Origin of the sequence: Streptomyces sp. SID8352 (assembly GCF_009862265.1) — a bacterium.
Taxonomy (GTDB): domain Bacteria; phylum Actinomycetota; class Actinomycetes; order Streptomycetales; family Streptomycetaceae; genus Streptomyces.
Genome location: NZ_WWGX01000104.1, coordinates 253,461 through 280,308 on the forward strand (window position 1 = coordinate 253,461; position 26,848 = coordinate 280,308).

Annotated in this window: 19 protein-coding genes and 1 pseudogene; 13 read left to right on the forward strand and 7 right to left on the reverse strand. The window is 75.6% G+C overall.

Annotation, left to right across the window (positions count from 1 at the left end; all coding sequences use genetic code 11):
• Positions 1 to 2: 2 nt before the first annotated feature.
• The gene (locus GTY84_RS30990; RefSeq protein ID WP_161229720.1) at positions 3 to 668 is read right to left on the reverse strand and encodes a hypothetical protein; all 666 of its coding nucleotides are present in this window, start codon (positions 666 to 668) and stop codon (positions 3 to 5) included.
• Positions 669 to 1,145: 477 nt separating this feature from the next.
• On the reverse strand, positions 1,146 to 2,210 hold the full coding sequence (locus GTY84_RS30995) for a biotin/lipoate A/B protein ligase family protein (RefSeq protein ID WP_161229721.1): 1,065 nt from the start codon (positions 2,208 to 2,210) through the stop codon (positions 1,146 to 1,148).
• A 1,007-nt stretch (positions 2,211 to 3,217) separates the two neighbouring features.
• Here GTY84_RS30995 and GTY84_RS31000 point away from each other — a divergent pair.
• From GTY84_RS31000 to GTY84_RS31015, 4 genes and pseudogenes are all read left to right on the forward strand, one after another.
• Entirely contained in the window at positions 3,218 to 3,529 is a 312-nt protein-coding gene (locus GTY84_RS31000; protein WP_161229722.1) for a DUF3040 domain-containing protein, read from the forward strand.
• Positions 3,530 to 3,550: 21 nt separating this feature from the next.
• Positions 3,551 to 5,038: pseudogene (locus tag GTY84_RS31005) on the forward strand (potassium/proton antiporter); the annotation flags it as partial.
• Positions 5,039 to 5,746: 708 nt separating this feature from the next.
• Complete coding sequence (locus tag GTY84_RS31010; protein ID WP_161229723.1) at positions 5,747 to 5,896, forward strand: hypothetical protein; 150 nt, start codon at positions 5,747 to 5,749, stop codon at positions 5,894 to 5,896.
• A gap of 303 nt (positions 5,897 to 6,199) precedes the next feature.
• Positions 6,200 to 7,429: a cation:proton antiporter gene (locus tag GTY84_RS31015; protein ID WP_161229724.1), complete on the forward strand. Its 1,230-nt coding sequence runs from the start codon at positions 6,200 to 6,202 to the stop codon at positions 7,427 to 7,429.
• A gap of 62 nt (positions 7,430 to 7,491) precedes the next feature.
• On the opposite strand, the gene GTY84_RS31020 is transcribed toward GTY84_RS31015, so the two are convergent.
• The 4 genes from GTY84_RS31020 to GTY84_RS31035 form a co-directional block, all read right to left on the reverse strand.
• Positions 7,492 to 8,637: an ABC transporter ATP-binding protein gene (locus GTY84_RS31020; protein WP_161229725.1), complete on the reverse strand. Its 1,146-nt coding sequence runs from the start codon at positions 8,635 to 8,637 to the stop codon at positions 7,492 to 7,494.
• A complete protein-coding gene (modB, locus tag GTY84_RS31025; protein WP_202552480.1) occupies positions 8,634 to 9,398 on the reverse strand; it encodes a molybdate ABC transporter permease subunit in 765 nt (254 codons plus the stop codon). Before modB ends, GTY84_RS31020 begins: the two co-directional genes overlap by 4 nt.
• A gap of 95 nt (positions 9,399 to 9,493) precedes the next feature.
• On the reverse strand, positions 9,494 to 10,321 hold the full coding sequence (gene modA, locus GTY84_RS31030) for a molybdate ABC transporter substrate-binding protein (RefSeq protein WP_161229726.1): 828 nt from the start codon (positions 10,319 to 10,321) through the stop codon (positions 9,494 to 9,496).
• Positions 10,322 to 10,540: 219 nt separating this feature from the next.
• Positions 10,541 to 10,936, reverse strand: a complete 396-nt coding sequence (locus tag GTY84_RS31035) for a helix-turn-helix transcriptional regulator (RefSeq protein ID WP_161229727.1) — start codon at positions 10,934 to 10,936, stop codon at positions 10,541 to 10,543.
• Positions 10,937 to 11,134: 198 nt separating this feature from the next.
• Here GTY84_RS31035 and GTY84_RS31040 point away from each other — a divergent pair, with 198 nt between their 5' ends.
• The 8 genes from GTY84_RS31040 to GTY84_RS31075 all read left to right on the forward strand — a co-directional run bounded on the left by GTY84_RS31040 (position 11,135) and on the right by GTY84_RS31075 (position 19,753).
• The gene (locus GTY84_RS31040; RefSeq protein ID WP_161229728.1) at positions 11,135 to 11,983 is read left to right on the forward strand and encodes an inositol monophosphatase family protein; all 849 of its coding nucleotides are present in this window, start codon (positions 11,135 to 11,137) and stop codon (positions 11,981 to 11,983) included.
• 127 nt (positions 11,984 to 12,110) lie between these two features.
• Positions 12,111 to 13,520, forward strand: coding sequence for an NAD(P)/FAD-dependent oxidoreductase (locus GTY84_RS31045; RefSeq protein WP_161229729.1), 1,410 nt, complete (start codon positions 12,111 to 12,113; stop codon positions 13,518 to 13,520).
• Positions 13,517 to 14,026 (forward strand): O-acetyl-ADP-ribose deacetylase, encoded by a 510-nt coding sequence (locus GTY84_RS31050; RefSeq protein WP_161229730.1) that lies wholly within the window; start codon positions 13,517 to 13,519, stop codon positions 14,024 to 14,026. The genes GTY84_RS31045 and GTY84_RS31050 overlap by 4 nt, the downstream gene beginning before the upstream one ends.
• Before the next feature lie 345 nt (positions 14,027 to 14,371).
• On the forward strand, positions 14,372 to 15,958 hold the full coding sequence (locus GTY84_RS31055) for an ABC transporter substrate-binding protein (protein ID WP_161229731.1): 1,587 nt from the start codon (positions 14,372 to 14,374) through the stop codon (positions 15,956 to 15,958).
• Positions 15,959 to 16,008: 50 nt separating this feature from the next.
• Positions 16,009 to 16,977 carry an ABC transporter permease gene (locus GTY84_RS31060; protein WP_161229732.1) on the forward strand — a complete coding sequence of 323 codons (969 nt, stop codon included), beginning with the start codon at positions 16,009 to 16,011 and terminating at the stop codon, positions 16,975 to 16,977.
• Positions 16,967 to 17,896, forward strand: coding sequence for an ABC transporter permease (locus tag GTY84_RS31065; protein WP_161229733.1), 930 nt, complete (start codon positions 16,967 to 16,969; stop codon positions 17,894 to 17,896). The genes GTY84_RS31060 and GTY84_RS31065 overlap by 11 nt, the downstream gene beginning before the upstream one ends.
• A gap of 197 nt (positions 17,897 to 18,093) precedes the next feature.
• On the forward strand, positions 18,094 to 19,095 hold the full coding sequence (locus GTY84_RS31070; RefSeq protein WP_161229822.1) for an ABC transporter ATP-binding protein: 1,002 nt from the start codon (positions 18,094 to 18,096) through the stop codon (positions 19,093 to 19,095).
• The gene (locus tag GTY84_RS31075; protein ID WP_161229734.1) at positions 19,085 to 19,753 is read left to right on the forward strand and encodes an ATP-binding cassette domain-containing protein; all 669 of its coding nucleotides are present in this window, start codon (positions 19,085 to 19,087) and stop codon (positions 19,751 to 19,753) included. The genes GTY84_RS31070 and GTY84_RS31075 overlap by 11 nt, the downstream gene beginning before the upstream one ends.
• A 75-nt stretch (positions 19,754 to 19,828) precedes the next feature.
• On the opposite strand, the gene GTY84_RS31080 is transcribed toward GTY84_RS31075, so the two are convergent.
• Positions 19,829 to 21,067: a cytochrome P450 gene (locus GTY84_RS31080; RefSeq protein ID WP_161229735.1), complete on the reverse strand. Its 1,239-nt coding sequence runs from the start codon at positions 21,065 to 21,067 to the stop codon at positions 19,829 to 19,831.
• A 1,040-nt stretch (positions 21,068 to 22,107) separates the two neighbouring features.
• Between GTY84_RS31080 and GTY84_RS31085 the strand changes: the two genes are divergently transcribed.
• Positions 22,108 to 26,016, forward strand: coding sequence for a glycoside hydrolase family 2 TIM barrel-domain containing protein (locus tag GTY84_RS31085; RefSeq protein WP_161229736.1), 3,909 nt, complete (start codon positions 22,108 to 22,110; stop codon positions 26,014 to 26,016).
• The last annotated feature ends 832 nt before the right edge of the window (positions 26,017 to 26,848 follow it).

Genomic DNA, 26,848 nt, shown 5'->3' on the forward strand with positions numbered 1-26,848 from the left:
GGTCACCGCGAGCGGGTGCGCTCCAGCGTCGCGACGGCCTCCTTGGCGGCCTTGATCGCGCCCCGGTTGATCTCGTCGGTGCCGGGAGCCTTGTGCGACTCGAAGTCGCTCCCGTTGTAGGTGATGACCACCAGCGCGTTGGCGGCCCGGACCACCACGGTGCCCTCCCGGGTCTCCTGGCCGTCCTCGCTGGTGAGGTTCACCACCGAGTAGGCGGAGTCGCCGAGGCCGGGGACGTCGCCGCCGCCGCTGCGGCTGGTGATCCGCTCCTTGTAGGACTTCGCCGCCGACTCGTCCGAGCCCATCACCTCGTAGGAGACGTCGAGCCAGCGGTAGTCGTAGTCCTTGAGGGCGTTCCACGAACAGGTGCGGCGCACCTTGGTGTCGGTGGACGCGATCTCCTTGCCCGCCTTCGGCGCGCCGGGGACCAGCGCGAGGACGCTCTTCTCCGCCAGAGCGGTGCAGGGCGCCGGGGCCGCGGCGTACGTCTTCGTCACCTCCTCCGCGGCCGGCTCCGACGCCGAGGGTCTGGCGCCGTCGGTCGGTGTGCGGTGCTCGGCGGTCGGCGCCGGGTCGGTGCCGGAGGACATGGCCCAGCCTGCCGTGGCCAGCACGGCGACCGGTGCCAGGCGCGCGGCCAGGGCGAGCGGGAAAGGCAGGGGACGCAAGGCGCACTTCTCGTGGAGGACGAAGCGGAGGGGGTCCGCCCGGGGGACGGGACGCCAGTGTCACATGAGGAGCGAGCGAGCGGGAAGGCCGAACTCGCTGCGTGCCCGGCCGGTGACGCACGGGGGTGCGACGATGGCCCTCCGGCGCCGCCCGGTCACCCTCCGGAGCCGTGCGGGTGCCGTCCCGAGCCGTGCCCGGCGGCTCCCGGCCGACGGGTCCCGGCCGACGGGTCCCGACCGGACCCGGGTCGGGGAGCGGCGGTGTCCGCGGTCAGGGGTGCCCCGGTTCCCGTCGGCGCCCTCCGGTGGCAGAACGCCCCCCAGTTGCTTGGCCGAGCCGTGGCGTCCCGGTCGGCGGCCCCGGATCGTGCGTGTCCCCGGCAGCCGCGTGCCGTGGCCGGGGCACCGCGCACCCCGGGCGGCGGGCCCGGCCACCGCGTGCCCGGGCGCGCCGCCCGGCCCGGCCACCCCGCCCCGCTACGGCACGCGGCCCGTCCACTCCGGGGAGCCGAACTTGTCGCGGGCCAGCTCCTCGGCGCGGGCCAGCTCCTCGTCGGTCACCTTGCCCCGGGTCATCCCGTAGCGCCCGGCGAAGGACGCGATCATCCGCTCGATGACCGCCTCGCGCGGCAGCCCCGTCTGGCGGCGCAGCGGGTCCACCCGCTTCTTCGCGCTCCTGGTGCCCTTGTCCGACAGCTTCTCCCGGCCGATGCGGAGCACCTCCAGCATCTTGTCGGCGTCGATGTCGTACGACATGGTCACGTGGTGCAGCACCGCGCCGGGCCGGCCGCCGTGGCCCACGATCCGCTTCTGCGCGGCGCCCGCGATCTTGCCCTGGTCGGTGGCGATGTCGTTCAGCGGCTGGTACCAGGCGCGGATGCCCATCTCCCCGAGCGCGCCCAGCACCCAGTCGTCGAGGTAGGCGTAGCTGTCCTGGAATGAGAGGCCCTGCACGAGCGCCTCGGGCACGGACAGCGAGTACGTGATGGTGTTGCCGGGCTCGACGAACATGGCACCGCCGCCCGAGATGCGTCGCACCACTTCGATGCCGTGCCGGGCGGCCCCCTCGGGGTCCACCTCGTTGCGCAGGGACTGGAAGCTGCCGATGATCACCGCCGGGGCGCCCCACTCCCACACCCGCAGCGTCGGCGGCCTGCGGCCCGCGGCGACCTCGCCGGTGAGCACCTCGTCCAGCGCCATGTGCAGGGCGGGGGACTGCGGACCCTCGTGGATCACCTGCCAGTCGTAGTCCGTCCAGTCCGTGGCGTGCGCCAGCGCGCGGCGCACCGCGATGCCGACGCCCTCCGAGGTCAGCCCGTACATCACGGTGTCCTCGGGCAGCGCCGCGTCGATCCGCGCGGCCAGGCCCGCCGCGTCGGTGTCCGCCGGGGCGCCCTCCAGCGCGCGGTTCACGGCGTCGAGCGCCTCGTCCGGTTCGAGGAAGAAGTCACCGGCCACCCGCACACCGCGCAGGGCGCCGTCCTCCACGTCCAGATCCACGACGACCAGTTTGCCGCCGGGCACCTTGTACTCGCCATGCACAGCTTCGGTTCCTTTCGGTGGGCGCGATGCTCCGTGAGCCTGCCGCCCCGCCATTCTGCACCCCGGCCGGGCGGCATCGCCGGGTTCCCCGGCCGGCCCCCGGCGCCGGTGACCGCCGCGCCGGACGCGCCCCGCCCGCGTACAGCCGCCGCGCCGCCCGGGGCCCGGCCGCGCTCGCCGGAGCGCACGGCGGCCGCCCGCGCGGGGCGGGGACGCCCGGGGCCGGGGCGCACGGGGCCGGGACGTCGGCGCGGTCGGCTGTCCAGCGGTCCGCGTCGGGGCGGCGTCCGGCGACCGCCGCAGGTCAACGTGTGCCCTTCGAGGGAGAGTCGGGCCCGGTACGGGCGGACGGTGGCCGCCGCGGCCGGGGACGGGGTGGCTCGGGAGCGTGACGCACTCGCGCGACAGAGCGGCCGCGGTGGCCGCGGGTACCCGACCAGCGGCCATGACCACGGCGCACGGTGGTGCGGACGCGACGCCCGCACGGGCGACGGACGCCGGGGAGAGCGCGGCCGAGGGTGCGGCGCGGGGAGGCCCGGGGAGGCGCGGAGACTGCCGGACCGGTCCCGAGGAAGAACAACGGCCGGAAGGGGCGAGGAGTTCCCGGAATCCGCCCCGGACGCGGTCCGGGGCCCGGTCCGGGCCGTTCTACAGGTGCGGGCCGTCCGCAATTGGGTTCCGACCCCGATGGCGTCGGTCCCCCCGGCCGGGGGAGGGTGGAGCCGAATCCCCCTTCCGGCCCTCCGTAGGCGTCCGGCGGCCACACCGCCGCCGGGGACGCACGCGACCGGTGTTCCTTGACATCTCGACGGCCACGCATCGCACCGCCCCGCCGGGCGGGTGCCGCGTCGGCGTCGGCACCGGACGCCCGCGGCCGTGTGCGCCCCTCCGCGCCCGCGGCGCCCCTCCCGGCCGGGCCGGAACGGGCCGCGACCGAGAGGAGAGCCGATGGATCGGACCACCGACCACCCCGCCCGCTCGTGCCCCCGTTCCCCGAGGGAGGAGCCATGCCCGGACCGCACGAATCCCACGACGAACGGCTCCGCCGGATCGAGGAGGGCCTCCACCGCGAGGACCCCCGCTTCCACCGGGCGCTCGCGGAGGGCCGCCCGTGCCGACCGCGCCAGTACCGGAAGTGGCCCGCCCGGCTGCTGCTCGCCGCCGCGCTCGCCGCGCTGGCCACCGGTGTCGTCCGGGAGCACGGGCTGCTCATCGCGGCCGGACTCGTCATGGCCGGCATGGCCGGCGAACTCCTCGCCCCCGCCCTCGACACGGCCCGGAGCCGGCCCTCTGCCTTCCGGGCGCCGCCGCGCCGCTGAGAGGGGCGCGGGGACCCGTCGATGACCCTGTCCCAGCTCTATCTGACCCTTCTCATCGGCGGTGCCGTCCTGCTGGCCGGCATCGCCGCCGCCCGTACCGCGCACCGCGTCGGCCTGCCCGGTCTGCTGCTGTTCCTCGCCGTCGGGGTCATCGCCGGCGAGGACGGCCTGGGCCTGGAGTTCGACGACGCCCGGCTGGCCCAGGCCCTCGGCACCGCCGCGCTGGGCGCCATCCTGGTCGAGGGCGGCCTGACCACCCGGTGGAGCGACGTACGGCGGCTGCTGGCCCCGGCGGGGGTGCTCGCCACCTGCGGGGTGGCGCTCTCCGTCGGCGTGACCGCGGCGGGCGCGCACTGGCTGCTGGGCATGGACTGGCACCTGGCCCTGCTGCTCGGCGCGATCGTCTCCTCCACCGACGCCGCCGCCGTCTTCGCGGTGCTGCGCTCGCTGCCGCTGCCCAGGCGGCTGACCGGACTCGTCGAGGCGGAGTCGGGCTTCAACGACGCGCCCACGATCATCCTCGTCCTGGTCTTCTCCACCGCGGGCGCCGATCTGCCCGGCCCCGGGCCGCTCCTGGGCAACCTCGCCTACCAGCTCGCGGCGGGCGCCGTACTGGGCGTGCTGACCGGCTGGCTGGGCGCCGCCGCCCTGCGGCACATCGCGCTGCCCGCGACCGGGCTGTACCCGCTGGCGACCTTCGCCTTCGGGATCATCGCCTTCGCCGCCGCCGGTTCCGTCGACGCGAGTGGCATCATCGCCGCGTACCTGGCCGGGCTCGTGCTCGGCAACGCGAAGCTGCCCCACCGGGCCGCCACCCGCTCCTTCGCGGAGGGCGTCGGCTGGCTCGCCCAGATCGGGCTGTTCGTGATGCTGGGCCTGCTCGTCGACCCGAGCGAACTGCTCTCCGCGGTGCTGCCCGCCCTGGCCGTCGGACTGGTCCTGCTGCTGGTCGCGCGCCCCCTGTCGGTGCTGCTCTGCCTGCTGCCGTTCCGCATGCCGCTGCGGCACCAGGCGTTCATCTCCTGGGCCGGGCTGCGCGGCGCGGTCCCCGTGGTGCTGGCCACCTTCCCCATCGTGGCCGGAGTGGAGGGAGCCGACGGACTGCTCGACATCGTGTTCGTTCTCGTGGTCCTGTTCACCCTGATCCAGGGACCGACGCTGCCCGCCCTCGCCCGGGTCCTCGGCCTGAGCCGCCCCGGCACGCCGCGGGAGCTGGAGGTCGAGACCGCGCCCCTCGACGTCCTGGACGCCGACCTGCTCACCCTCACCGTCCCGGCGGGGTCCCGGCTGCACGGGGTGAGCGTGCGGGAGCTGCGGCTGCCGCGGCCCACGGCGGTGACCCTGGTCGTGCGCGAGGGCGACACCCTCGTCCCCGACCGGGACACCGTGCTGCGCACCGGCGACGAGATGCTGCTGATCACCACACCGGCCGTCCGGGACGCCGCGGAACGCCGGCTGCGCGCCGTCGGGCGCGGCGGACGGCTCGCCCACTGGCTCGGCGAGCACGGCGGCTCCGACGAGGAGGACGGCCCCGGCGCGGGGGGCTCCGGCCCCCGGGACACCGGAGGCGCCGGGGGCGCGGGGGAGCCGAGGGCACCGGTGGAGCTGAGCGCGTCGGTGGGGCCGCGCGCGTCGGGAGCGCGGGCCGGGCCGCCGGCGGTCCGGCCGGCGGGAAGCGGAGGCGACGGCGGCTCCCCGGGGCCGTCAGGGCGGTGCGCGAGGGCCGCTCCGCCGCGCGGCGGGCGGCCCCGGCCTCCGGGCGGGACGGGCCCCGGCACACCTCCCCCGGCGGGGCCTCCCCGGGCAGCGGGCCCTCCGTCGGCGCCTCGCCCGGCGTCACATCGCCCCGCGTCATCCCGTCCGCCGTCGCCCCGTCCGGCGTCATCCCGTCCGCCGTCGCCCCGCCCGGCGGCGCCTCGTCCGGCGTCACCCCGCCCGGCGGACCGGAGCGCGAGTGCGCGGGGCGCGGAGCGGGGGGTGGGACGGACGCCGGAGCGCGCGGAGCGCCCGGCGACGCCTCGGCCACGCGGACCGGATGACAGGAATTCGGGTCCTTTCAGTACCTCTATGGGGCGATACATCCAGTAAGGCACTGTTTGCCGTAAGGTAAAGTCTTTACCAAGCCTAAATGCTTGATGGCAAAGAGGCCGGTCGCGCATGCCCGCGCGGCCGGCCCGCCCATGACCGACGGATTCCGCACCCGGGGAAGGACGCGACGTGATACGACCCGCAGGTCACCACGTCCGTTGCAGCGTCCCCACGGTCGCCCCGCGCCGTTCGTGCGTCCCGGCCGTCCTGGCCGTACGCGTAGACAACGCGGCGCGCGACAGCGTTCCCGATCCGGTCACCGCCCGCCCCGGTGCCTGACCGCACCGTCCCGGGCAGCCACCGGGCGCCCGCCGTCTGAGGCCGCCCCGCGCCATCCCCCGGTCCCGGCCGGGGGACGGCGCGGGACCGGTCGTGGCGACCGCGCCGTCCGGCCGCACCGCGTGCCCGTCACCGAGTGCCGCGCCGCCGTCCCCGAGGGGGACCCCGGCCACCCGAGCCGCTTCACGTCCAGCCCGTCGCCGACCGACCCGGCGCGACCGCCCGCAGTCCCGCGCCCCGTGGCACGGGGCCCGCCGGACGGCGTCCCGGCGCGCCGCCGACAGAACCGGAGGACCGACGCCCGTGCACCACACCACCGCCCTGCTCATCGAACTCGGAGCCGTCATCCTCGCCCTCGGGCTGCTGGGCCGCCTCGCCGGCCGGGTGGGGTTCTCGCCCATCCCCCTCTACCTCCTGGCGGGGCTGGCCTTCGGGCACGGCGGCATCCTGCCGCTCCAGGCGAGCGAGGAGTTCGTCGCCACCGGCGCGGAGATCGGCGTCATCCTGCTGCTGCTCCTGCTGGGCCTGGAGTACAGCGCCTCGGACCTCGTCAGCAACCTCAGGACCCAGTACCCGTCCGGTGCCGTCGACTTCGTCCTCAACGCGGTGCCCGGGGCCGTGGCCGCGCTGCTCCTCGGCTGGGGGCCGGTGGCCGCCGTCGCGCTGGCCGGAGTCACCTGGATCTCCTCCTCCGGGGTCATCGCCAAGGTCCTCGGCGACCTGGGGCGGCTCGGCAACCGCGAGACCCCCGTGATCCTGGGCGTCCTCGTCATCGAGGACCTGGCCATGGCCGTCTACCTGCCGATCCTCACGGCCGTCCTGGCCGGGGCCGGGCTCGCGGGCGGCTCCGTCACCCTGCTGATCGCCCTCGGCACCGTGGGCGCCGTCCTCTATGTCGCCCTCCGCCACGGACGGCTGATCAGCAGGGCCGTCTCCTCCGACAGCGCCGAGATGCTCCTGCTGGTCGTGCTCGGCCTCACCCTGCTGGTCGCCGGCCTCGCCCAGCAGGTCAACGTCTCGGCGGCGGTCGGCGCCTTCCTCGTCGGCATCGCCCTCTCCGGTGACGTGGCCGAGGGCGCCAACAGCCTGCTCACCCCGCTGCGGGACCTGTTCGCCGCCGTCTTCTTCGTCTTCTTCGGCCTGTCCACCGACCCGTCGGCGATCCCGCCGGTGCTGGTGCCCGCGCTGCTGCTGGCCGTCGCCACCACCCTCACCAAGATCGCCACCGGCTGGTACGCCGCGCGCCGCGCCGGGGTCCAGACGGCGGGCCGCTGGCGGGCGGGCGGCACCCTCGTGGCGCGCGGCGAGTTCTCCATCGTCATCGCCGGTCTCGCCGTCGGCGTGGAACCCCGCATCGGACCGCTGGCCACCGCCTACGTACTGATCCTGGTCGTGATCGGCCCGCTCACCGCCCGCTTCACCGAGCCGCTCGCCCGCCGCCTCACGCTCCGTTCCGCCGACCCGGACCCGGTGGCCGTGCCCGTGGCGGAGCCCGCCGACGGCGCGGAGCGGCCGGACTCGGCGCGCGTCTGAGCACAGCGCCCCGGACGCCTGGGCCGGGCGCCGCTGCGGGGCGGGGCGGGGGGCGTCGCGGATCAGTCGCGGTAGGCGTGGACCTGGGTGGCCTTGACCGTCGCCCACACCACGGCCCCGGGCCGCAGGTCCAGTTCGGCGGCGGCGACGGTGGTCAGGTCGGCGGCGAGCGCCAGGTCCCCGGTGAGACCTGCGCGGACCCGGTCGCCGTGGGTCTCCAGACCGGCCACCGCGCAGCGCCAGAGGTTGCGGGCGCTCGACCCGGTGGGCCGCTCCCGGTGCAGGGTCACCGCGCTCGGCGGGAATGCGACGAAGACCGGTCCCGACAGCTCCCCGGCGGTGGTGACCTCGGGTCCGTCGCCGTCGAGGCGCACCGTGTGCCCCGCGGCGCGGCCGTGGTAGAGGTTGAGGCCGACCAGATGGGCGATGTAGTCGGTGCGCGGGTGCCGGGCGATGTGCGCGGGCGTGCCCTCCTGCACGACACGGCCGTCCTCCACCACGACCAGCCGGTCGGCCAGGACCATCGCGTCCAGCGGATCGTGTGTGACGAGGACGGCGACGGCCTCGAAGTCGGCCAGGTGGCGGCGGAGCGCGGCGCGCACGTCGAGCCGGGTCCGGGCGTCCAGCGCGGCGAGCGGCTCGTCCAGCAGCAGCAGCCGGGGCCGGATGGCCAGGGCGCGGGCGAGTGCGACCCGCTGGGCCTGCCCGCCGGAGAGCCCGCGCGGCTTGACGGTCGCGTGCGCGGCCAGGCCCATGCGGTCCAGCCACCCGGCGGCCTGCGCGCGGGCGTCCGCCTTGCGCGCGCCCCGGCAGCGCGGACCGAAGGCCACGTTGTCCAGCGCGGACAGGTGCGGGAAGAGCAGGTAGTCCTGGAAGACCACCCCGACGGGCCGGTCCTCCGGCGGCGCCTGCTCCAGCGACTGCCCGTCCAGCCGCACGCGTCCTCCGTCGAGCGGGACCAGACCGGCGAGGGCGCGCAGCGCGGTGGTCTTCCCGGCCCCGTTCGGCCCCAGCAGCGCGACGACCTCGCCGGGCGCCGCCGTCAGTGTCACGTCCAGCCGGAAGGCGCCGCGCTCCACGACCAGCCGCGCGTCGAGCCCCTCGTCGGCGGGGGAGGCGGAGCCCCCGGGCCCCGCGCCGGCCGCCCCGGAGGTTCCGGCCGCGCCGGTGGCTCGGGCCGCCCCGGTCTCCCCCGCCCCGCCGGTCACGAGGTGCCCATCCAGCGGTCCCGCAGCCCGGCCAGGACCGCGACGGAGACGGCGAGCAGCACCAGGCTGAGGGCGATGGCGGCCTCCGGGTCGTTCTGCAGGGCGAGGTAGACGGCCAGTGGCATGGTCTGGGTGCGGCCGGGGAAGTTCCCGGCGAAGGTGATCGTCGCCCCGAACTCCCCGAGCGCCCGCGCCCAGGCCAGCACCGCACCGGCCGCGATGCCGGGCGCGACCAGCGGCAGGGTGACACGCCGGAAGGCGGTGAAGCGGGAGGCGCCGAGCGTCTGCGCCGCCTCCTCGTACCGGGGGTCGGCGGCGCGCAGCGTGCCCTCGACGCTGATCACCAGGAACGGCATCGCGACGAAGGCCTCGGCGAGGATGACGCCCGCCGTGGTGAACGGCAGCGTGAGCCCGAACCAGGAGTCCAGCCACCGGCCCACGACGCCGTTGCGGCCCAGCGCCATCAGCAGGGCGACACCGCCGACCACCGGCGGCAGCACCAGCGGCAGGGTGACCAGGGCCCGCACCAGGCCGCGGCCGGGGAAGTCGACCCGGGCCAGCAGCCAGGCGACCGGCACCCCCACGACGAGGCTCACGGCGGTCGCGGCGGTGGCGCAGACCAGGGACAGCCGCAGGGCCTGCCACACCTCCGGTCCGGTCAGCAGGCCGGGCATGCTCCGCCAGGGGGCCCGGACCAGCAGGGCGAGCAGCGGCAGCACCAGGAAGGCCAGCCCGGCCAGCGCGGGCAGCAGCAGCGGCAGCGGAACCGTGCCCCGGCCCCCGCGCCGCGCCCGGCCCGCGCGGGGGGCCGCCGGGGCGTCGGCACCGGGGGGCGCGGGCACGGCTCGCCGCGGGGTCACGGCGTGCCGAACCCGGCCCCGGTGAGCACCTTCAGGCCCTCGGGCGACCGCACCAGTTCGATGAACGCCTCGGCGGCGTCACTGTTGGGGGCGTCCTTGAGCAGGGTGATCGGGTAGTCGTTGACGGCCCGTCCGGACTCGGGGAACTCCACGCCCACCACCTTGTCGCCGGCGGCCCGCACGTCGGTGCGGTACACGAGGGCCGCGTCGGCCTCCTTGAGCACCACCTTGTTCAGCGCGGACTTCACGTCCTCCTCGTAGGAGACCGGCTTCAGCTCCAGCCCGGCGGCGTCCAGCGCCTTCTCGGCGGCGGCACCGCAGGGCACGGTGCGGTCGCATAGGACGACCTTGAGGTCCCGCGCCGTGAGGTCCTTGAGCGAGCCGATCCCCTCCGGGTTCCCGGGCAGGGTGGCGATCTCCAGCCGGTTGGTGACGAAGGCGGCCGGTGCGCCGGCGGCGGCCCCGGCGTCGGTGACGACCTTCATCGTCCTCGGGCTGGCGGAGGCGAACACGTCGGCGGGCGCCCCGCTGGTGATTCCGGCGGCGAGCGAGTCGCTGCCGCCGAAGTTGAAGACCACCTTGGTGCCGGGATGCCGGTCCTCGAACGTCTTGCCCAGTGCGGTGAAGCTCTCGGTGAGCGAGGCCGCCGCGAAGACGTTCACCGTGCCGGACAGCCCGTCCCCGTCGACGGTCGCGGTGCCGGACGCCTCGCCGGACTCCCCGGCGAACGAGCAGGCGCTCAGGGTCAGCAGGGCGGCTGCGCCCAGGCCGATCGTGCGAAGCATCCGGCCGGTCCGGCCGGTCCTGCGGGCGGAACGGGTCATCACGGGGCCACTCCCTCTGGGTCCTCGGTGGACGCGCCCCGCTCTCCCGGCGGCCGCACGGGCCGCTTCCCCCGGTCCGGCGAACGCGCTTGCGCCGATCATACTGCCGCAGATGCGAGGGGGAAACGGGTCATCAGGTCGTATGGGCGAGGTGATACCCGGGATGGCATGGCATGTGCGGATCCAGAGGGCGCGCGTCGCGGACGCGCGGGTGCGCGGTCAGGCCCGGTCGATGTGCACGTTGGTCGACTTCACCCGGGCCGTGGCCTCCATGCCCACCTCCAGGGCCAGTTCCTCCACGGCCTCCCGGGTCAGCAGGGAGACCAGGCGGTGGGGCCCGGCCTGGATCTCGACCTGCGCGGCCACGTCACCGAGCTTGATCGCCGTGACGATGCCGGGGAACGCGTTGCGGACCGAGGTGGTGGGCACGTCCTCCTCGGCGCCGTCGCTGCGGGCCAGCTCCACGGAGAAGGCGGCCAGGTCCTTCCCGTCGATGAGCCGCTTGCCGCCCTCGTCGCGGTGGGTCGCCACCCGGCCCGCGTCCGCCCACCGCCGCGCGGTGTCGGGACTCACGCCGAGCAGCCGTGCCGCCTGGCCGATCGTGTATGACTGCATGCGCGCCAAGATAGGCCAGAGCCGGGCCGGGACCGCCCGGGGCGGGCGGGGCCGCCGCACCGGTGGAGGACCGCCGCCGGGGGCGAGGCGCTGCCGGGAGCGGCGGCCGGGGGGAGCGGAACCCAGTGTTCACCGCGATTCCACCGGGAATACCCCGGCCGGGTGGGGATTGTCAGTGGCGCGTGCTCTCATGGAGCCATGATCGAGGACAACGAAACCATCGACGAGTTTCTCGCCCGGCACACCGGTGACGTGGAGGAGGCCGTCCGCAAGGCGGCGGCCCAGGAGATCATGCCGCGCTGGCGCCGTCTGGCGGAACACGAGGTCGACCAGAAGTCCGGCCCGCACGATCTGGTGACGGACGCCGACCGCGACGCCGAGCGGTATCTGACCGGCGTGCTCTCCGCCCTGCTGCCCGGATCGGTCGTCGTCGGCGAGGAGGCCGTGCACGCCGACCCGGCGGTGTACGGGGCGATACGGGGCGAGGCCCCGGTGTGGATCGTCGACCCCGTCGACGGCACCCGGCAGTTCGTCCGGGGCGAGGAGGGCTTCTGCACGCTGATCGCGCTGGCCCACCGGGGCGTGGTGCTCGGCTCCTGGACCTACGCGCCGGTCGGCGACCGCATCGCCACCGCGATCCGCGGCCGGGGCGCGTTCCTGGAGGGCGAGCGGCTCCACGCCGGGCCGCCCGAGCCGGACCGGGAGCTGCGCGTCGCGACCTCCCACCCCGACTTCACCACGGACGAGCAGAAGCGCTCCCTGCTGGGGCTGAACGTGCCGGGAGTGGCCCCGCGCCCCTGCGGCTCGGCCGGGCTGGAGTACCTGGCCGTGGCGTCGGGCCGGTCCGAGGCCACCGCCTTCTCCTGGGAGGCGGCCTGGGACCACGCGGCGGGCCTGCTGCTGGTCGAGGAGGCGGGCGGCGCGCATCTGACCCGCTCCGGGGAGCCCTTCCGCATCACCGGCGGCAATGAACTGCCCTTCACCGCGGCCCGCGACGCCGCCACGGCCCGCAGGGTGGCGGACCTGCTCGCGGGGGAGACGGACTGACCGGCCCCACCGGTCCGGGCCGGGGCGGGCCCCCCGGCGCCCGCCCCGGGGCCGCCGGCTGTCGGAGCCCCGGCCTATCCTGAACCCCAGTAGCCGTCGGCCGACGAAGGGGTCCGAGGTGCCGTCGATGCTCGATGCGGTCGTGGTGGGAGCGGGGCCGAACGGACTGACGGCCGCCGTGGAGCTGGCGCGCCGCGGTTTCTCCGTCGCCGTCTTCGAGGCCCGGGACACGGTGGGCGGCGGCGCCCGCACCGAGGAGCTGACCCTCCCCGGCTTCCGGCACGACCCGTGCTCCGCCGCGCACCCCCTGGGGGTCAACTCGCCCGCCTTCCGCGCCCTGCCCCTGGAGCGGTACGGCCTGGAGTGGCTGCACGCCCCGCTGCCCATGGCCCACCCCTTCCCCGACGGCACCGCCGCCGTGCTGTCCCGTTCGGTCGGGGAGACGGCGGCCTCCTTCGGCCCGCGCGACGCGGGCGCCTACCGGCGGCTGGTCGCCCCCTTCCTGGCCCGCTGGGACACCCTTCTCCGCGACTTCATGTCGCTGCCGTCCACCGCGCTGCCCCGCGACCCGGTCACCCTCGCCCGCTTCGGGCTGGCCGGGCTGCCCCCGTCGACCTGGCTGATGCGCCGCTTCCGGGACGAGCGGGCCCGGACCCTGTTCGCCGGGCTCGTCGCCCATGTCATGGCCCCGCTCGGCGGACCCGCCACCGGCGCCGTCGGCCTGGTCTTCGCCCTCGCCGCTCACGCCCGGGGCTGGCCCGTCGCCCGGGGCGGCTCGCAGTCCATCTCCGACGCGCTCGCCGCGTACCTGACCGACCTCGGCGGCACCCTGCACACCGACTACGAGGTCAAGCGCCTCGATGACCTGCCGCCCGCCCGCGCGTATGTCTTCGACACCTCGCCCACGGCCCTGGCCCGCATCGCCGGACTGGGAGGCCACTACGCCCGCTACCGCTACGGCCCCGGCGCCTTCAAGATCGACTACGCGCTCGACGGCCCGGTCCCGTGGACCGCCGAGGCGCCGCGCACCGCCGGCACCGTGCAGGTCGGCGCCGACAGCGCCGAGATCGGCGCGGCCCTGCGCGCGGCCTCCCGGGAGGGCCGTGCCCCCGATCCGCCGTTCCTCATCACCGTCCAGCCCGGCGTCGCCGACCCCACCCGGGCCCCGGCCGGCAAGCAGGTCTTCTGGGCGTACGGTCACGTGCCCCACGGCTGGACCGGCGACCTCACCGACGCCATCGAGCGCCAACTGGAGCGCTTCGCCCCGGGCTTCCGCGACCGCGTCCTGGCCCGCGCCGTCGCCGGCCCGCCCGAACTCGCCGCCCGCAACGCCAACTACGTCGGCGGCGACATCGCCTCCGGTGCCGCCTCCGGGCTGCAACTGCTGCTGCGGCCCCGGCCGTCCCTCTTCCCGTACGCCACCCCGCACCCGGCGGTGTTCATCTGCTCCTCGGCCACCCCGCCGGGCCCCGGCGTGCACGGGATGCCGGGGCACAACGCGGCCAAGGCCGTCTGGCGCATGCTGAGGCAGCCGTGACGGCGCTCACCCTCGCCCTCGGCGATCTCACCCGCGAGCACGCCGACGCCCTCGTCAACGCCGCCAACTCCGGCCTGCTCGGCGGGGGCGGGGTCGGCGGGGCCATCCACCGGCGCGGCGGCCCGGCGATCCTGGCGGAGTGCCGCGCCCTGCGCGCGGGCCGCTACGCGAAGGGCCTGCCCACCGGCAGGGCGGTGGCCACCACCGCGGGCGACCTGGACGCGCGGTGGGTGATCCACACCGTGGGCCCGGTGTGGTCGGCCACCGAGGACCGCTCCGCGCTGCTCGCCTCCTGCCACCGCGAGTCCCTGCGGGTGGCCGGTGAACTGGGGGCCCGCACCGTCGCGTTCCCGGCGATCTCCACCGGCGTCTACCGGTGGCCGGTGGACGACGCGGCGCGCATCGCCGTCGACACCGTGCGGAACACTCCGACCAGCGTGGACGAGGTGCGGTTCGTGCTCTTCGACGAGCGGGCGTACGAGGCGTTCGCCCGGCGCATCGGCTGACGCGGCACGGCCGGGGCCGCGCGGCTCCTGGGCCCGCGTGGGTGTCAGGGCTCTCCGGAGGCGCCGGTTCCGGAGGCCGGCGGCTCCTCCTCCGGGACCGTGATGGGCGCCGCGGGGGAGGGGTACGGAAATCGGTGAACACTTCGCCCCGAAGTGTTCACCGATTTCTGACACCCATCGGAGACCCGGGTCCCGTTTCCGTGTCCCGCGAAGCCCGGGGGCCTGCTTCCAGGCCCGTCCACGCCCTCCGGTGACCGGACGGATACCCCCCTGTACTTATTGCAATCACTGTGCAATAACATGTTTTCTGCAAAAAAATTCGAGGGTGACAGGGGCGGACAACTGATGGCCGGTCGACGGATACGGATCGTTGCGGCGGTGGTGGCCCTGGGGGCCGCCGCTACCGCCTGCTCGGCGCCCGGCGGTGAGTCGGGGGCCGAGGGCGCCGCCGACTCGGTGGTGCTGGGCGTGGCCGCGGAGCCGGACAGCCTCAGCCCCCTGCTCGGCTACGGCAAGGACGGCAACTCGAAGATCTTCGACGGCCTCCTCGAACTCGGCGCCGACCTCACGCTCCGCCCGGCCCTCGCCGCGGACCTCCCGCAGGTCAGCCCCGACGGCCGCACCTACACGTACACGCTGCGCGACGGCGTCACCTTCAGCGACGGCAAGCCGTTCACCGCCGCGGACGTGGTCTTCACCTACGAGACGATCCTCGACGAGAAGACCAACAACCCCAACCGCAGCGAACTGGCGGCCGTCGACAGCGTCCGCGCCGACGGCGAGGGCAAGGTCGTCTTCCGGCTCAAGTACCCCTACGCCGCCTTCGCCGCCCGGACCGTGCTGCCCATCGTGCCCCGGCACGTGGCCGCCGGGCAGGACCCCAACACGGGCTCCTTCAACACCGACCCGGTCGGCACCGGCCCCTACGTCCTCGCCGACTGGCGCAAGGGCGAGAAGGTCGTCTTCAAGGCCAACCCCCGCTACTGGGGCACGAAGCCCGAGGTCGAGCGGGTCACCATGGCCATCGTCACCGACGACGACGTCCGCGCCACCCGCCTGCGCTCCGGGGACCTGGACGGAGCCGTCCTGCCCCCCGCCCTGGCCGCCACCTTCAAGGGCGACCGGGACCGGAAGACCTACCGCGCCAAGTCCTACGACTACCGCGCCGTCAGCCTCCCCACCGCCAACAAGGTCACCGGCGATCCCACCGTCCGCCGCGCCCTCGACCTCGCCGTGGACCGCGAGACCATGGTCGACAAGATCCTGAACGGTGCCGGGCGGCCCGCCTACGGCCCGCTGCCCAGCAACGACACATGGTTCGCCAAGGGCACCGAGCGCGCCCGTGACACCGACGGGGCCGCGCGCCTCCTCGACCGGGCGGGCTGGAAGGCCGGCGCCGACGGAATCCGTGCCAAGGGCGGGGTTCGCGCCGCCTTCACCCTCTACCACCCGGCGGGCGACAAGGTCCGCAGGGACCACGCCCTGGCCTACGCCTCCGACGCCAAGCGGATCGGCGTCGACATCACGGTGAAGAGCGCCACCTGGGCCGTGATCGAACCGGAGATGGGCCGGCAGGCGGTCCTGGCGGGCTTCGGCAGCATCGGCGACCCGGACTTCGGCCTGTACACGCTGCTGCACTCCACCCTCGCGGGCGACGGCTACAACAACATGCCCCGCTACACCAACCCCGCCGTCGACCGGGCCCTCGACGACGGCCGCCGCACCCGCGACACCACCGCGCGCAAGGCCGCGTACGACACGGTCCAGCGCGAACTGGCCAAGGACCCCGGCTACACCTTCCTCACCCACCTGGAGCACGTCTACGTCCTCGCCGACCGCTGGAAGGACCTGACCACCCAGGTCGAGCCCCATGAGCACGGCTTCTCCAGCGGCCCGTGGTGGAACGTCGAGGACTGGAAGCCCCAGGGGTGACGGAGACGTCCACGGCGCCGCGCCCGGCGGGGACGGTACCCCGCCGCGGCATGGCCCGCCTCGCCGCGCGCCGCCTGCTGTACGCCGTACCGCTGCTGCTGGTGGTCACGTTCGCGGTCTTCGCGCTGGCCGCCGCCTCCCCTTTCGACCCGGTCCGCGCCTACGCCGGGACCGCCGGGCTCTCCGCCGACCGGGAGACCCTGGACCGGCTGGCCGAGAACCTGGGCGCCGACCGGCCCTTCACGGCCCGCTGGTGGGAGTGGCTGACCTCGGCGCTCTCCGGGGACCTCGGCCACTCCACGGTGTTCCGCCAGCCGGTGGCCGACGTGATCGCCGAACGCATGGTCTGGTCCGTCCTGCTCTGCGCGGCCGCCTTCGCCTTCGCCGTCCTCCTCGGCACCCTGCTCGGCGTCCTGGCCGCCCGCCGCCCCGGGTCCCTCACCGACCGCGCCGTCACCTCGGCCGCGTACACGCTCTCCGCGGCGCCCGTCTTCTGGATCGCGCTCCTCGCCGTCTGGCTGTTCGCGCTGCGGCTCGGCCTGCTGCCCGCCGGCGGGCTGACCGACACCGCCAGCGAGGCGGTGCGCCCCGGCGAGGTCGCCCGCCACCTGATCCTGCCCGCCGGGGTCCTGGCCCTCTCACAACTGCCCTGGTTCGCCCTGTACGTGCGCCAGGGGGTGGCCGACGCGCTCGCCGAGGACCCGGTGCGCGGCGCCCGCGCCCGCGGCCTCACCGAACGCACCGTGCTCCTGCGCCACGCCCTGCGCTCCGGCCTGCTCCCGGTCCTCACCCTGATCGGCTCCCGGGTACCCGAACTCATCACCGGCGCACTCCTGGTGGAGACCGTGTTCAGCTGGCCCGGCATCGCCGCCGCCACCGTCTCCGCGGCGACCTCCGTCGACTTCCAACTGCTCGCCGCGCTGACCGCGTTCGCCACCGTCGCCGTCCTCCTCGGCAACCTCCTCGCCGACCTCCTCTACGGCCTGACCGATCCGCGGGTGAGCTTCCATGACATGTGACGCGTCCTCGGGGCCCACGGCACCCGCCCCGCCGGCGGCGTCCCCGGCCGCGACGCCGGCCCCCGTCTGGCGGCCCGCCGGACCGCGTCGCCGCTCCTGGCGCACGCTCCGCGTCCGCACCTCCGTCGTGGTCATCGCCGCGGTGGTCCTCGCCGTCCTGGTGGTCCCGCCGCTGGTCCAGCTCGACCAGCAGGCCGTCGACCTGGGCCTCAAGCTGCGGCCCCCGGGCTGGGCCCATCCGTTCGGCACCGACGAACTGGGCCGCGACCTGCTGCTGCGGTGCGTCCACGGGCTGCGGGTCTCCCTCTTCGTGGGGGTGGCCGCCGCCCTGGTCGCCGCCGTGCTGGGCACCGCCGTCGGCGCGCTCGCCGGCACCCTCGGCGGCTGGGTCGACCGGGCCCTGATGCGGACCGTCGACGCCATCGCCTCGGTCCCGCACCTCCTCCTCGGCGTCTTCGTGGTCGCCCTCTGGCGGCCCGGAGTGTTCCCCGTCCTCATCTCCATCGCGGCCACCCACTGGCTCTCCACCGCCCGCATCGTCCGCGCCGAGGTCCTCTCGCTGCGCTCCCGCCCGTACATCGACGCGGCGATCTCCGGGGGCGCCTCCCGGTGGCGGGTGGCCGTACGGCACCTCGTGCCCGCCGTGCTCCCGCAGGCGGGGCTCGCCGCCGTGCTCTCCGTCCCGCACGCCATGTGGCACGAGTCGGCCCTGTCCTTCCTCGGCCTCGGCCTGCCCACCCACATGGCGAGCCTCGGCAACCTCATCGAGGACGCCCGCGGCTCGCTGCTGGCCGGGCAGTGGTGGCCGACCCTCTTCCCCGGCCTGTTCCTGGTGATCCCGACCCTAGCCGTGGCCGGGCTGGCCGGTGTCTGGCGCGAGCGGATCAATCCCCGCCGCCGATCGGAGCTGATGCTGTGAGCGAGACCCACGCAGGAACGGGCACGGACACCACCGGCACCGGCACGGAGGCGGGCAACGGCACCGGCATCCGCCCCGGCCCCGGCACCCGGCCCCCGCGCGCGCCCCGCGCGGACGCGGGTGCCGCGGACACCGACGGCACGGACGACGGCGCCGCCCCCGTCCTCGCCGTCAGCGGACTGCACGTCCGCTTCCGCATGCCGCGCGGCCGTGCCGTCGCCGCTGTCACCGACGTCTCCTTCGACGTGCGGCCGGGCGAGTGCCTGGCCCTGGTCGGCGAGAGCGGCTGCGGAAAGTCCGTCCTGGTCTCGGCCCTGCTGGGGCTGCTCCCCGCCAACGCCGAGACCGCCGGTCACGCCCGTCTGGCGCCGCGTCCGGGACCGTCCGACACCGCGCCGCTCCCCGGCGGGACCGCGTCCCCCGACGGCCGCGCGCCCTCCGGCGGGGCTCCGGACGGCCTGGACCTGCTCACCGCGGGCGAACAGGTGCTGGCCCGCCGGGTGCGCGGCCGACTGGCCGGACTGATCCCGCAGAGCCCCGCCGCCCACCTCACCCCCGTCCGCACGGTCCGCTCCCAACTGGAGGAGACCGTCGCCGAACTCACCGGCACCCGGGGCCGCACGGCGCTCCGGGGCGCCGCGGAACGCGCCGCCGAACGCGCCGCCTTCCCCGCCGACCACCTGGACCGCTACCCGCACGAACTCTCCGGCGGCCTCGCCCAGCGCGCCGCCACCGCCCTGGCCCTGGCCGGGGACGCGCCGCTGCTGCTGGCCGACGAGCCGACCACCGGCCTCGACCGCGAGCTGGTCGACCGCACGGTGGACGAACTCCGCCGCCATGTCGACGCCGACGGCTCCGGACGGGCCCTGCTGATGATCACCCACGACCTGGCCGCCGCCGAACGCGTCGCGGACCGGGTGGCCGTCATGTACGCCGGGCGCGTCGTCGAACTCACCGACGCCCACACCTTCTTCGGCGACCCCGGCCCCAGCCACCCCTACAGCCGCGGCCTCCTGGACGCCCTCCCCGACCGGGCCTTCACCCCGATCCCCGGCCTGCCGCCCTCACTCGACGCCCTCCCGTCCGGCTGTGCCTTCGCCCCGCGCTGCGCCCACGCCGACGGGGCCTGCGCCGTGCTGCCCTCGGCCGCCTCGGGTGTCGCCTGCCACCATCCCCGCAAGGTCACCCATGCGTCTTGAACTCCGCTCCGTCACCGCCGGTTACGACAGCGCCGCCCCCGCCGTCCGGGACGCCTCGCTGGCCCTGGACCCCGGCGAGGCGGTCGGCCTGCTCGGTCCCAGCGGCTGCGGCAAGTCCACCCTGGCCAGGGTCGCCGCCCTGCTGCACCGCCCCGAGGCGGGAACCGTCCTCTTCGACGGCACCCCCGTCACCGGATGGCGGCACCGGGCGCCGCGCGCGCTGCGCACCGCCGTCGGCGTCGTGTTCCAGCAGCCCCGCCTGTCCGCCGATCCCCGCCTCACCCTGGCCGACCTGATCGCCGAGCCCCTCCGCGCCACCGGCCGGCGCGACGGCATCCCGGACCGCCTGGGCGACCTGGTCCCCCTGGTCGGGCTCACCCCCGACCTCCTGCCGCGCCGCCCGCACGAGGTCAGCGACGGCCAGCTCCAGCGCGCCTGTCTGGCCCGCGCCCTGGTGCTGGGCCCCCGTCTGCTGATCTGCGACGAGATGACCGCGATGCTCGACGCGTCCACGACGGCCGCCCTGGTCGGCGCCGTGGAGTCCTACCGCGCCACCAGCGGGGCCACCCTGCTCGCGGTCGGCCACGACCCGGTGCTCCTGCACCGCTGGTGCGACCGGGTCGTGCCCTGGACGGGGGTCACCGCCCCGGCCCGCTGAACGGCCGGACCCCGTCACGGCCATCGCCACGGGAGGCCGTGCCGGGCGCGCCGCTTCCGGCGCGCGGGCGCCGCCTCACCCGGCGGAGTCCCCCGCCGGACGCGGGCGGACGGGCAGGGCGGTGTGGCCGTTGGAGATGAGGCTCGGCATCCTGGCCAGCCCGTCGGGACCGGCGGCGAGCCGGATGCCGGGGAAGCGCCGGAACAGCATCCGCAGCGCGGTGGTGACCTCCAGGCGGGCGAGCGGGGCGCCGAGGCAGAAGTGGACGCCGTGCCCGAAGGCCAGATGGTCCTTGTGGAGCCGGGTGGCGTCGAAGGTGTCCGCGTCCTCGTGCCAGCGGGGATGGCGGTTGGCGGCTGCGTAGGAGGCGAGGATCGCCTCACCGGCCCGGATGGTCCGGCCGTCGGGGAGGGGGATGTCGGCGCGGGCGTAGCGCAGCGGGAGGTGCTTGATCGCCGGCTGGTGGCGCAGGGTCTCCTCGACGACGTCGTCCCAGGTGCAGCGGCCCGCGCGGACGTGGGCGAGCTGCCCGGGGTCGGTCAGCAGAGTGGTGACGGCCTGGTCGATGACGTTGGCCGTGGTCTCGTACCCCGCGCTGATCATCAGCAGCAGGGTGTCGCGCATCTCGGCGTGGCTCAACGGGGCGCCGTCGCCCTCGTCGTCGCGCGTGGCGATCAGCAGGGACGTCATGTCGTCGCCCGGCTCGGCGCTCCTGGCCTCGATCAGGGAGTCCAGCAGGCCGTAGAGGGCGGCGGTGTTGGCGGCCTGCTCCTCGACGCCCAGGTGGGTGGCGAACACGTTGTCCACCACGGTGCGGAACCGGTCGCGCCGGTCGTCGGGGACGCCCATGAGCTTGCAGACGACCGCGATGGGCAGCGGATACGCGAGGCGTTCCCGCAGGTCGACGACGTCCCCGGGCGGGACGGTGGCGAGGTCGTCGAGGAGGCCGTCCACCAGGGCCTCGATGTCCGCCGTGAGGGCGGTGATGCGGCGGGCCGAGAAGGCGGGGGCGATCATCCGGCGCAGCCGTCCGTGGTCCCTGCCGTACGCGGTGAACATGCTCTCCACCGCGATCCACAGGGCCAGCGGCCAGGTGCGGACGGCCTCGGCGTGGTCCGGCCAGTGGGCACGGCCGTCCTTGGAGACGTCCGCGCTGGTCAGCAACTGCTTGAGGAGATCGGGGTCGGTGACGGACCAGACGCGCAGCCCCAGGATGTCCACCTGGGCCGCCGCACCGCGCCCGCGTAACGCCCGGTGCTCGGCGTCCGGGTCGGACGCGGTGGGGTCGAGGACGATGAGCCGGTCTTCGGACACGGGGTCTCCTTCGGGTGACGGGATGAAGGACGGGGGAGGGGGAGGGGGAGCGGTGATGGGGGCGAGGAAGCGGTGACGGGGGAGGGGCGCCGGGTGGGAGCGCTCGCGGCAGTCCTCCGTGGAACCCTCCCCGCGGACCTCGGAGGGGGACGGGGCGTACGGCTTCCCCGGGCGTCCGGTCGCCGGGCGTCCGGCGGGGCCCGCCCACGGCGCCCGCCGGGGAGGCCACCGGGGAGGCACCGGGAGACCTCGTGCCCCTTCCGCCGGGGGAGGCCGTCCGCGCGCCCCGCGACCCGGGAGCCGCACGCGCCGTGCCCGGTGTCGCGGGACCGAGGGGCGGCGGCGTCGGCGTGCGCGTGGCGGTGGCAGCCGGAGACGCTGAAGTCCCGTTCGTGGGACGGGCGTACTCCGTCGTGGGGACGTCGTGCTCACGGTCGTGACTCCAGACGGGCGAGGCGCGCGGCGGGCCGGACCAGGGCCCGAAGGCAGGATGCCCCGCCCACGCACCCCGCACACGGCTCGGCGGCGCCGCGCTCCCGCACCGGGGACCACGGGGCACCAGCGCGTCAGCCGCCAGGAGAGGCCGAGCGTCCCGCCGGTCCCGGGAACTCCCGGTGAACGTCGGCGATCGAGGCGGGAGGGAGCACGTCGCGCGGAGCGGGCGGCACGCCCCCCTCCGCGCGCCCCGGCCCGACACCGGCTCACCCACGAGGCGTTGCTGAGCCCTGCCCGCCCCGACCCCCGGCGACGGCACCCCCGGTCGCCAAGTGGCACCGCCCCCGCCGCCAAGTCGCACCGCCACCCCCGCCGTTGCGCTCCGTCCGCCCGGATCGACCACGAACCGACAAGGTCACACGGGGTAATTGATTCGTTTCTGTGCGGGTCCTAGGGTGACCCTTGCCCGGCAGTCGCCGGTCCACCCGGCCGTCGCGCTCCGCCGAAGCCGCCGCCCCGAGACGCTCCCCGGCACCCCGGGCCGCCGGCACCCCCACAGCACCGTGCGGTGCGCCGCCCCCCACGTCCTACGGAAGGCCACGGTCATGCCGCACCCGACCGCGTCACCCGCCCCTCTCCCGGCCCCCCGCCCCCTCGTCAGCCGCCGCAGGATCCTGGAGGGCGGCGCCGCCCTCCTCGGCGCGTTCGCCCTGGCCGCGCCACCGGCCGCCGCGGGGGTGCCGGGAGCCCGCCCGGCGCCCGACGGCCCCCCGGAATGGAACGACTTCGGCGTCTTCCGGCTCGGCACCGAACCCCCGCACGCCACGCTGATGCCCTACGCCGACGAGGCCCAGGCACTCGCCGCCGACCGCACCCGCTCCCCGTACCGGCTGAGCCTCGACGGCACCTGGCGTTTCGCCCACGCCGACCGCCCGGAGGACCGGGACCCCGAATTCCACCGCCCCGACACCGACGACAGCGGCTGGGACACCCTCCCCGTCCCCTCGGTGTGGCAGCTCCACGGTCACGACGACCCCGTCTACCTGAACCACACCTACCCCTACTGGGGGCCCAACGGCCGCGGCGAGGACCCCCGGCCCCCCGCCGCGCCGACCCGCCACAACCCCGTCGGCCAGTACCGGCGCACCTTCACGCTGCCCCCCGAGTGGGCCGGCCGCCGGGTGTTCCTGCACTTCGAGGGCGTCAAGTCCGCCCACTACGCGTGGGTCAACGGCGAACTCGCCGGATACGACGAGGACTCGTACACCCCCTCCGAGTACGACATCACCGACCAGCTCCGGCCCGGCACCAACCACCTCGCCGTCGAGGTCTACCGCTACGCCGACGGGGACTGGCTGGAGGACCAGGACATGATCCGGCTGAGCGGCATCTTCCGCTCGGTCTACCTCTACTCCACCCCGCCCGTGCGCCTGCGCGACTTCAGGCTGGAAACGCCGCTCGACGGCTCCGGCACCGGTGCCGGACTGCGGGTCACCGCGAGCGTGCGCGCCCAGGACGGCACCGCCGCCGGCCGGTACGCCGTCGAGACCCAGCTGTTCGACGCGGACGGCCACCCCGTCTGGCCCCGCCCGCTGCGCCAGGAGGCGGACCTCGCCACCGCCCGCCCCGGCGGGGACGTCACCACGACCGCCGCCAGGTCCGTGCCCGCCCCCCGGCTGTGGTCCGCCGAGGACCCCTATCTGTACACCGCCGTCCTCACCCTGCGGGACCCGTCCGGCACGGTGACCGAGACCCTGTCGCACCGCGTCGGCCTGCGCGAATTCGCCCTCAGGGAAGGCCTGATGAGGATCAACGGCCGGCCCGTCTCCTTCCGCGGCACCAACCGCCACGAGATGCACCCGGCCCGCGGCACCGCGCTCACCCGCGAGGACATGGCCGAGGACATCCGGCTCATCAAGCGGATGAACATGAACAGCGTCCGCACCTCCCACTACCCGAACAACCCGCACTGGCTCGAACTGGCCGACCTCCACGGCCTGTACGTCGTCGACGAGACCAACCTGGAGACGCACGGCATCCGCGCCGAGTACCCCGGCGACCACCCCGACTGGACCGCCGCCTGCGTCGCCCGCGCCCAGAACATGGTCCACCGCGACAAGAACCACGCCTGCGTCGTCATCTGGTCCCTCGGCAACGAGGCGGGCGGCGGCAGCACCTTCACCGCCATGCACGACTGGATCCGCTCCTACGACACCACCCGCGTCATCCAGTACGAGGGCGACGACCGGCCGGGCGTCAGCGACATCCGCTCCGAGATGTACGACAGCCCGCGACGCGTCGCGCAGCGGGCCGGGGACACCGCCGACACCCGCCCCTACGTCATGATCGAGTACGCCCACTCGATGGGGAACTCCACCGGGAACCTCACCGCGTACTGGGACCTCGTCCGCGCCCACGACGTCCTCCAGGGCGGCTGGATCTGGGACTTCGCCGACCAGGCGCTCCACACGCCCGTCCCCGCCCGCACCCTGCTCACCGAGACCGGCCCGGCCGCCCTGCGCGGCGAGATCCTCGCCCCGCGGGGCAGCCTCGACCGTGCCCGGGGCCTCTCCGGCGGCACCGTCTTCGCCCGCCACGACGGCCTCGACCTCACCGGATCGCTCACCCTGGAGGCCTGGATCACCCCCCGCTTCACCGGCTACCACCAGCCCGTCCTGGCCAAGGGCGACACCCAGTACGCGCTCAAACAGAACGGCCGCAGGCTGGAGTTCTTCATCCACTCCGGCGGAGCCTGGATCACCGCGGGCTGGGAGCTGCCCGACGACTGGACCGGCCGCGAACACCATGTCGCAGGGGTCTTCGACGCCGACGCCGGGACCCTGACCCTCCACGTCGACGGCGCGGTCCGCGCCACCCGCGCCACCGACCGGCGCCCCGACAGCACCACCGCCCCCCTCTCGCTCGCCACCGACGCCGACCAGCAGACCCGGGAGTTCAGCGGCACCATCCGCCGCGCCCGCGTCTACGCCCGCGCCCTCACCGCCGCCGAACTCGCCTCCCGGCGGCGCGGCCCCGGGGACGACGGCGTCCGGTTCTGGTTCGACGCCGCCACCGCCGGGACCACGACCCGGCGCCCCGAAGGGCGCACCTTCCTCGCCTACGGCGGGGACTGGGGCGACAACCCCAACGACGGCGCCTTCTCCGGCGACGGCGTCCTCACCGCCGACCGCGGCCACACCGGCAAGGCCGCCGAGGTCAAACGGGTCTACCAGGCGATCAATGCCCTCCCCGCACCCGGCCTGGGCCCCGGCGGGATCACCCTCGTCAACGAGCACCTCTTCACCGACCTCCGCGCCTTCGACGGCCGCTGGACCCTCGTCGCCGACGGCACGGCCCTGCACGGCGGCACCCTCACCCGCGACCAGCTCGCCGTCGCGCCGCTGTCCCGTCGGACCCTCACCCTTCCCCTGGCCCTGCCCGCCGAACCGGCGCCGGGTACCGAGTACTTCCTCGAACTCTCCTTCACCACCAGGGAGTCCACCCCCTGGGCCGACGCCGGGTTCGAGGTCGCCCGGGAGCAGCTCCCGCTCCGCGTCCCCGTCCCCGCCGTCACCCCCGTACCGCTGCGCGAGGTGCCCGCCCTGCGCCACGAGGACGGCGCCCGCGAGGTCACCGTGCGCGGCGACGGCTTCACCGTCACCCTCGACAAGCGCACCGGCACCCTCACCTCCTACGAGGCGCACGGCACGCCCCTGATCACCGCCGGTCCCGTGCCCAACTTCTGGCGGGCGCCCACCGACAACGACCGGGGCAACGGTCAGCACGTCCGCAACCGGACCTGGCGCGACGCCGGCGCCCGGCGCACCGTCACGGGCGTGACCGTCGGCGCCCTCGGCGACCGGGCCGTACGGATCGAGGTCACCGGCATCCTGCCGACCACCATCCCCTCCGCCTGCACCACCACGTACACGGTGTTCGGCAACGCCGAGATCAGGATCGACCACACCCTGCGCCCCGGTGCCCCGACGCTGCCCTACCTCCCCGAGGTCGGCACCCTGCTCCTCCTGCCGGGGCGCCTGGACCGCGTCCACTACTACGGCCGGGGTCCCGAGGAGAACCACTGGGACCGGCGCACCGGCACCGACGTCGGCCTCCACTCCGGCACCGTCGACGACCTGGGCACCCCCTACCTCCGCCCCCAGGAGAACGGCAACAGGACCGACGTCCGCTGGATCGCCCTCACCGACGGGCGGGGCAGCGGGCTGCTCGCCAGCGGGGAACCCCTGCTGGAGGCCAACGCCTCCCGCTTCACCCCGGAGGACCTGTCGGCCGGGGCGCGACACGACTACCAACTCACCCCGCGCGAAGAGGTCGTCCTGCGCCTGAACCACCGCCAGATGGGCGTCGGCGGCGACGACAGCTGGGGCGCGCACACCCACGACGAGTTCAAACTCCTCGCCGACCGCGACTACTCCTACACCTACCGGCTGCGCCCGGTCACCGACGTGGCGGGGGCGACGGCGGCCTCCCGGCGGCCCACGGCGACGGAGTGACGGCGGGCGGGGTCGGACGGCGGGGAGAGGCGGCCGGGGTGGGGCGTGGGGCGTGGGGCGTGGGGGGCGTCCGGGGTGGGCCGGTGTGTGCGGGGCGGTGGGCCCGGTGACCGGGGGGCGCTGACCGGGGTCCGGACCGGACCCGTCGGTCGGGTGCCCGGGTGGATGCCCTCCTGCCGCCGAGGCCCCGGTCTTCCGCCGCGCGCACCGGACTGTTGCCGGCCGTCCCGGGTTCCCGCGAGCCTGCCCCGGCTTCCCTCAGCCGGCTCCGGCTCGCTCCGGGTCCGTACCGGGGGCCGTGGGTGCGTGTCGGATTCCCGCCAGCCCCGCCCCGGCGCGTACCGCATGCTGGACCCATGCGGACGGAAGGGCACCTGGCCATGCGAGCGGCAGCACACGCCGGAGGAGGCACCGGAGAGCGGACGGAAGGACGGACTGCGGGCGGCCGGGGCGGATCGGGCGGCTCGGACGGGACCCGGCACCGGGCCGGAACGGAGCGGGACCGGGGCGGAACGGACCCTGCCGTCGGTGACGGCGCGGACGGTGCGTGGAACACGGCGGCTGGCGGTGTCACGGACGGCGCGGCGGGCAACGGGACGGACGGGGCGGCGGACAGCGGGGCGGAGGACGCGGTGAACGGCGCGGCGGACGTCGGGACGGGCCGCGCGGCGGGAACCACCGTCCCGTGTGCCGCTGCGGAGGGGCCCGCCCCCCGCAGCGGCACACGAGGACCGGCCCGGCGCGGCGCAGACGGGCATCCGGCCCCGCACCGCCCCGAGAAGGAAGGCACGGCCCCGCACGGCACCGAAAGGGGCCCGGCCCCGCACGACCC

Excerpts from the sequence above, each read along its gene's own strand:
- GTY84_RS31000 (WP_161229722.1), top strand. The coding sequence starts at position 3,218 with ATGCCCGGACCGCACGAATCCCACGACGAACGGCTCCGCCGGATCGAG.
- modA (WP_161229726.1), bottom strand. The coding sequence starts at position 10,321 with ATGACCCGTTCCGCCCGCAGGACCGGCCGGACCGGCCGGATGCTTCGC.
- GTY84_RS31035 (WP_161229727.1), bottom strand. The coding sequence starts at position 10,936 with ATGCAGTCATACACGATCGGCCAGGCGGCACGGCTGCTCGGCGTGAGT.
- GTY84_RS31040 (WP_161229728.1), top strand. The coding sequence starts at position 11,135 with ATGATCGAGGACAACGAAACCATCGACGAGTTTCTCGCCCGGCACACC.
- GTY84_RS31045 (WP_161229729.1), top strand. The coding sequence starts at position 12,111 with ATGCTCGATGCGGTCGTGGTGGGAGCGGGGCCGAACGGACTGACGGCC.
- GTY84_RS31055 (WP_161229731.1), top strand. The coding sequence starts at position 14,372 with ATGGCCGGTCGACGGATACGGATCGTTGCGGCGGTGGTGGCCCTGGGG.
- GTY84_RS31060 (WP_161229732.1), top strand. The coding sequence starts at position 16,009 with ATGGCCCGCCTCGCCGCGCGCCGCCTGCTGTACGCCGTACCGCTGCTG.
- GTY84_RS31065 (WP_161229733.1), top strand. The coding sequence starts at position 16,967 with ATGACATGTGACGCGTCCTCGGGGCCCACGGCACCCGCCCCGCCGGCG.
- GTY84_RS31070 (WP_161229822.1), top strand. The coding sequence starts at position 18,094 with ATGCCGCGCGGCCGTGCCGTCGCCGCTGTCACCGACGTCTCCTTCGAC.
- GTY84_RS31075 (WP_161229734.1), top strand. The coding sequence starts at position 19,085 with ATGCGTCTTGAACTCCGCTCCGTCACCGCCGGTTACGACAGCGCCGCC.
- GTY84_RS31085 (WP_161229736.1), top strand. The coding sequence starts at position 22,108 with ATGCCGCACCCGACCGCGTCACCCGCCCCTCTCCCGGCCCCCCGCCCC.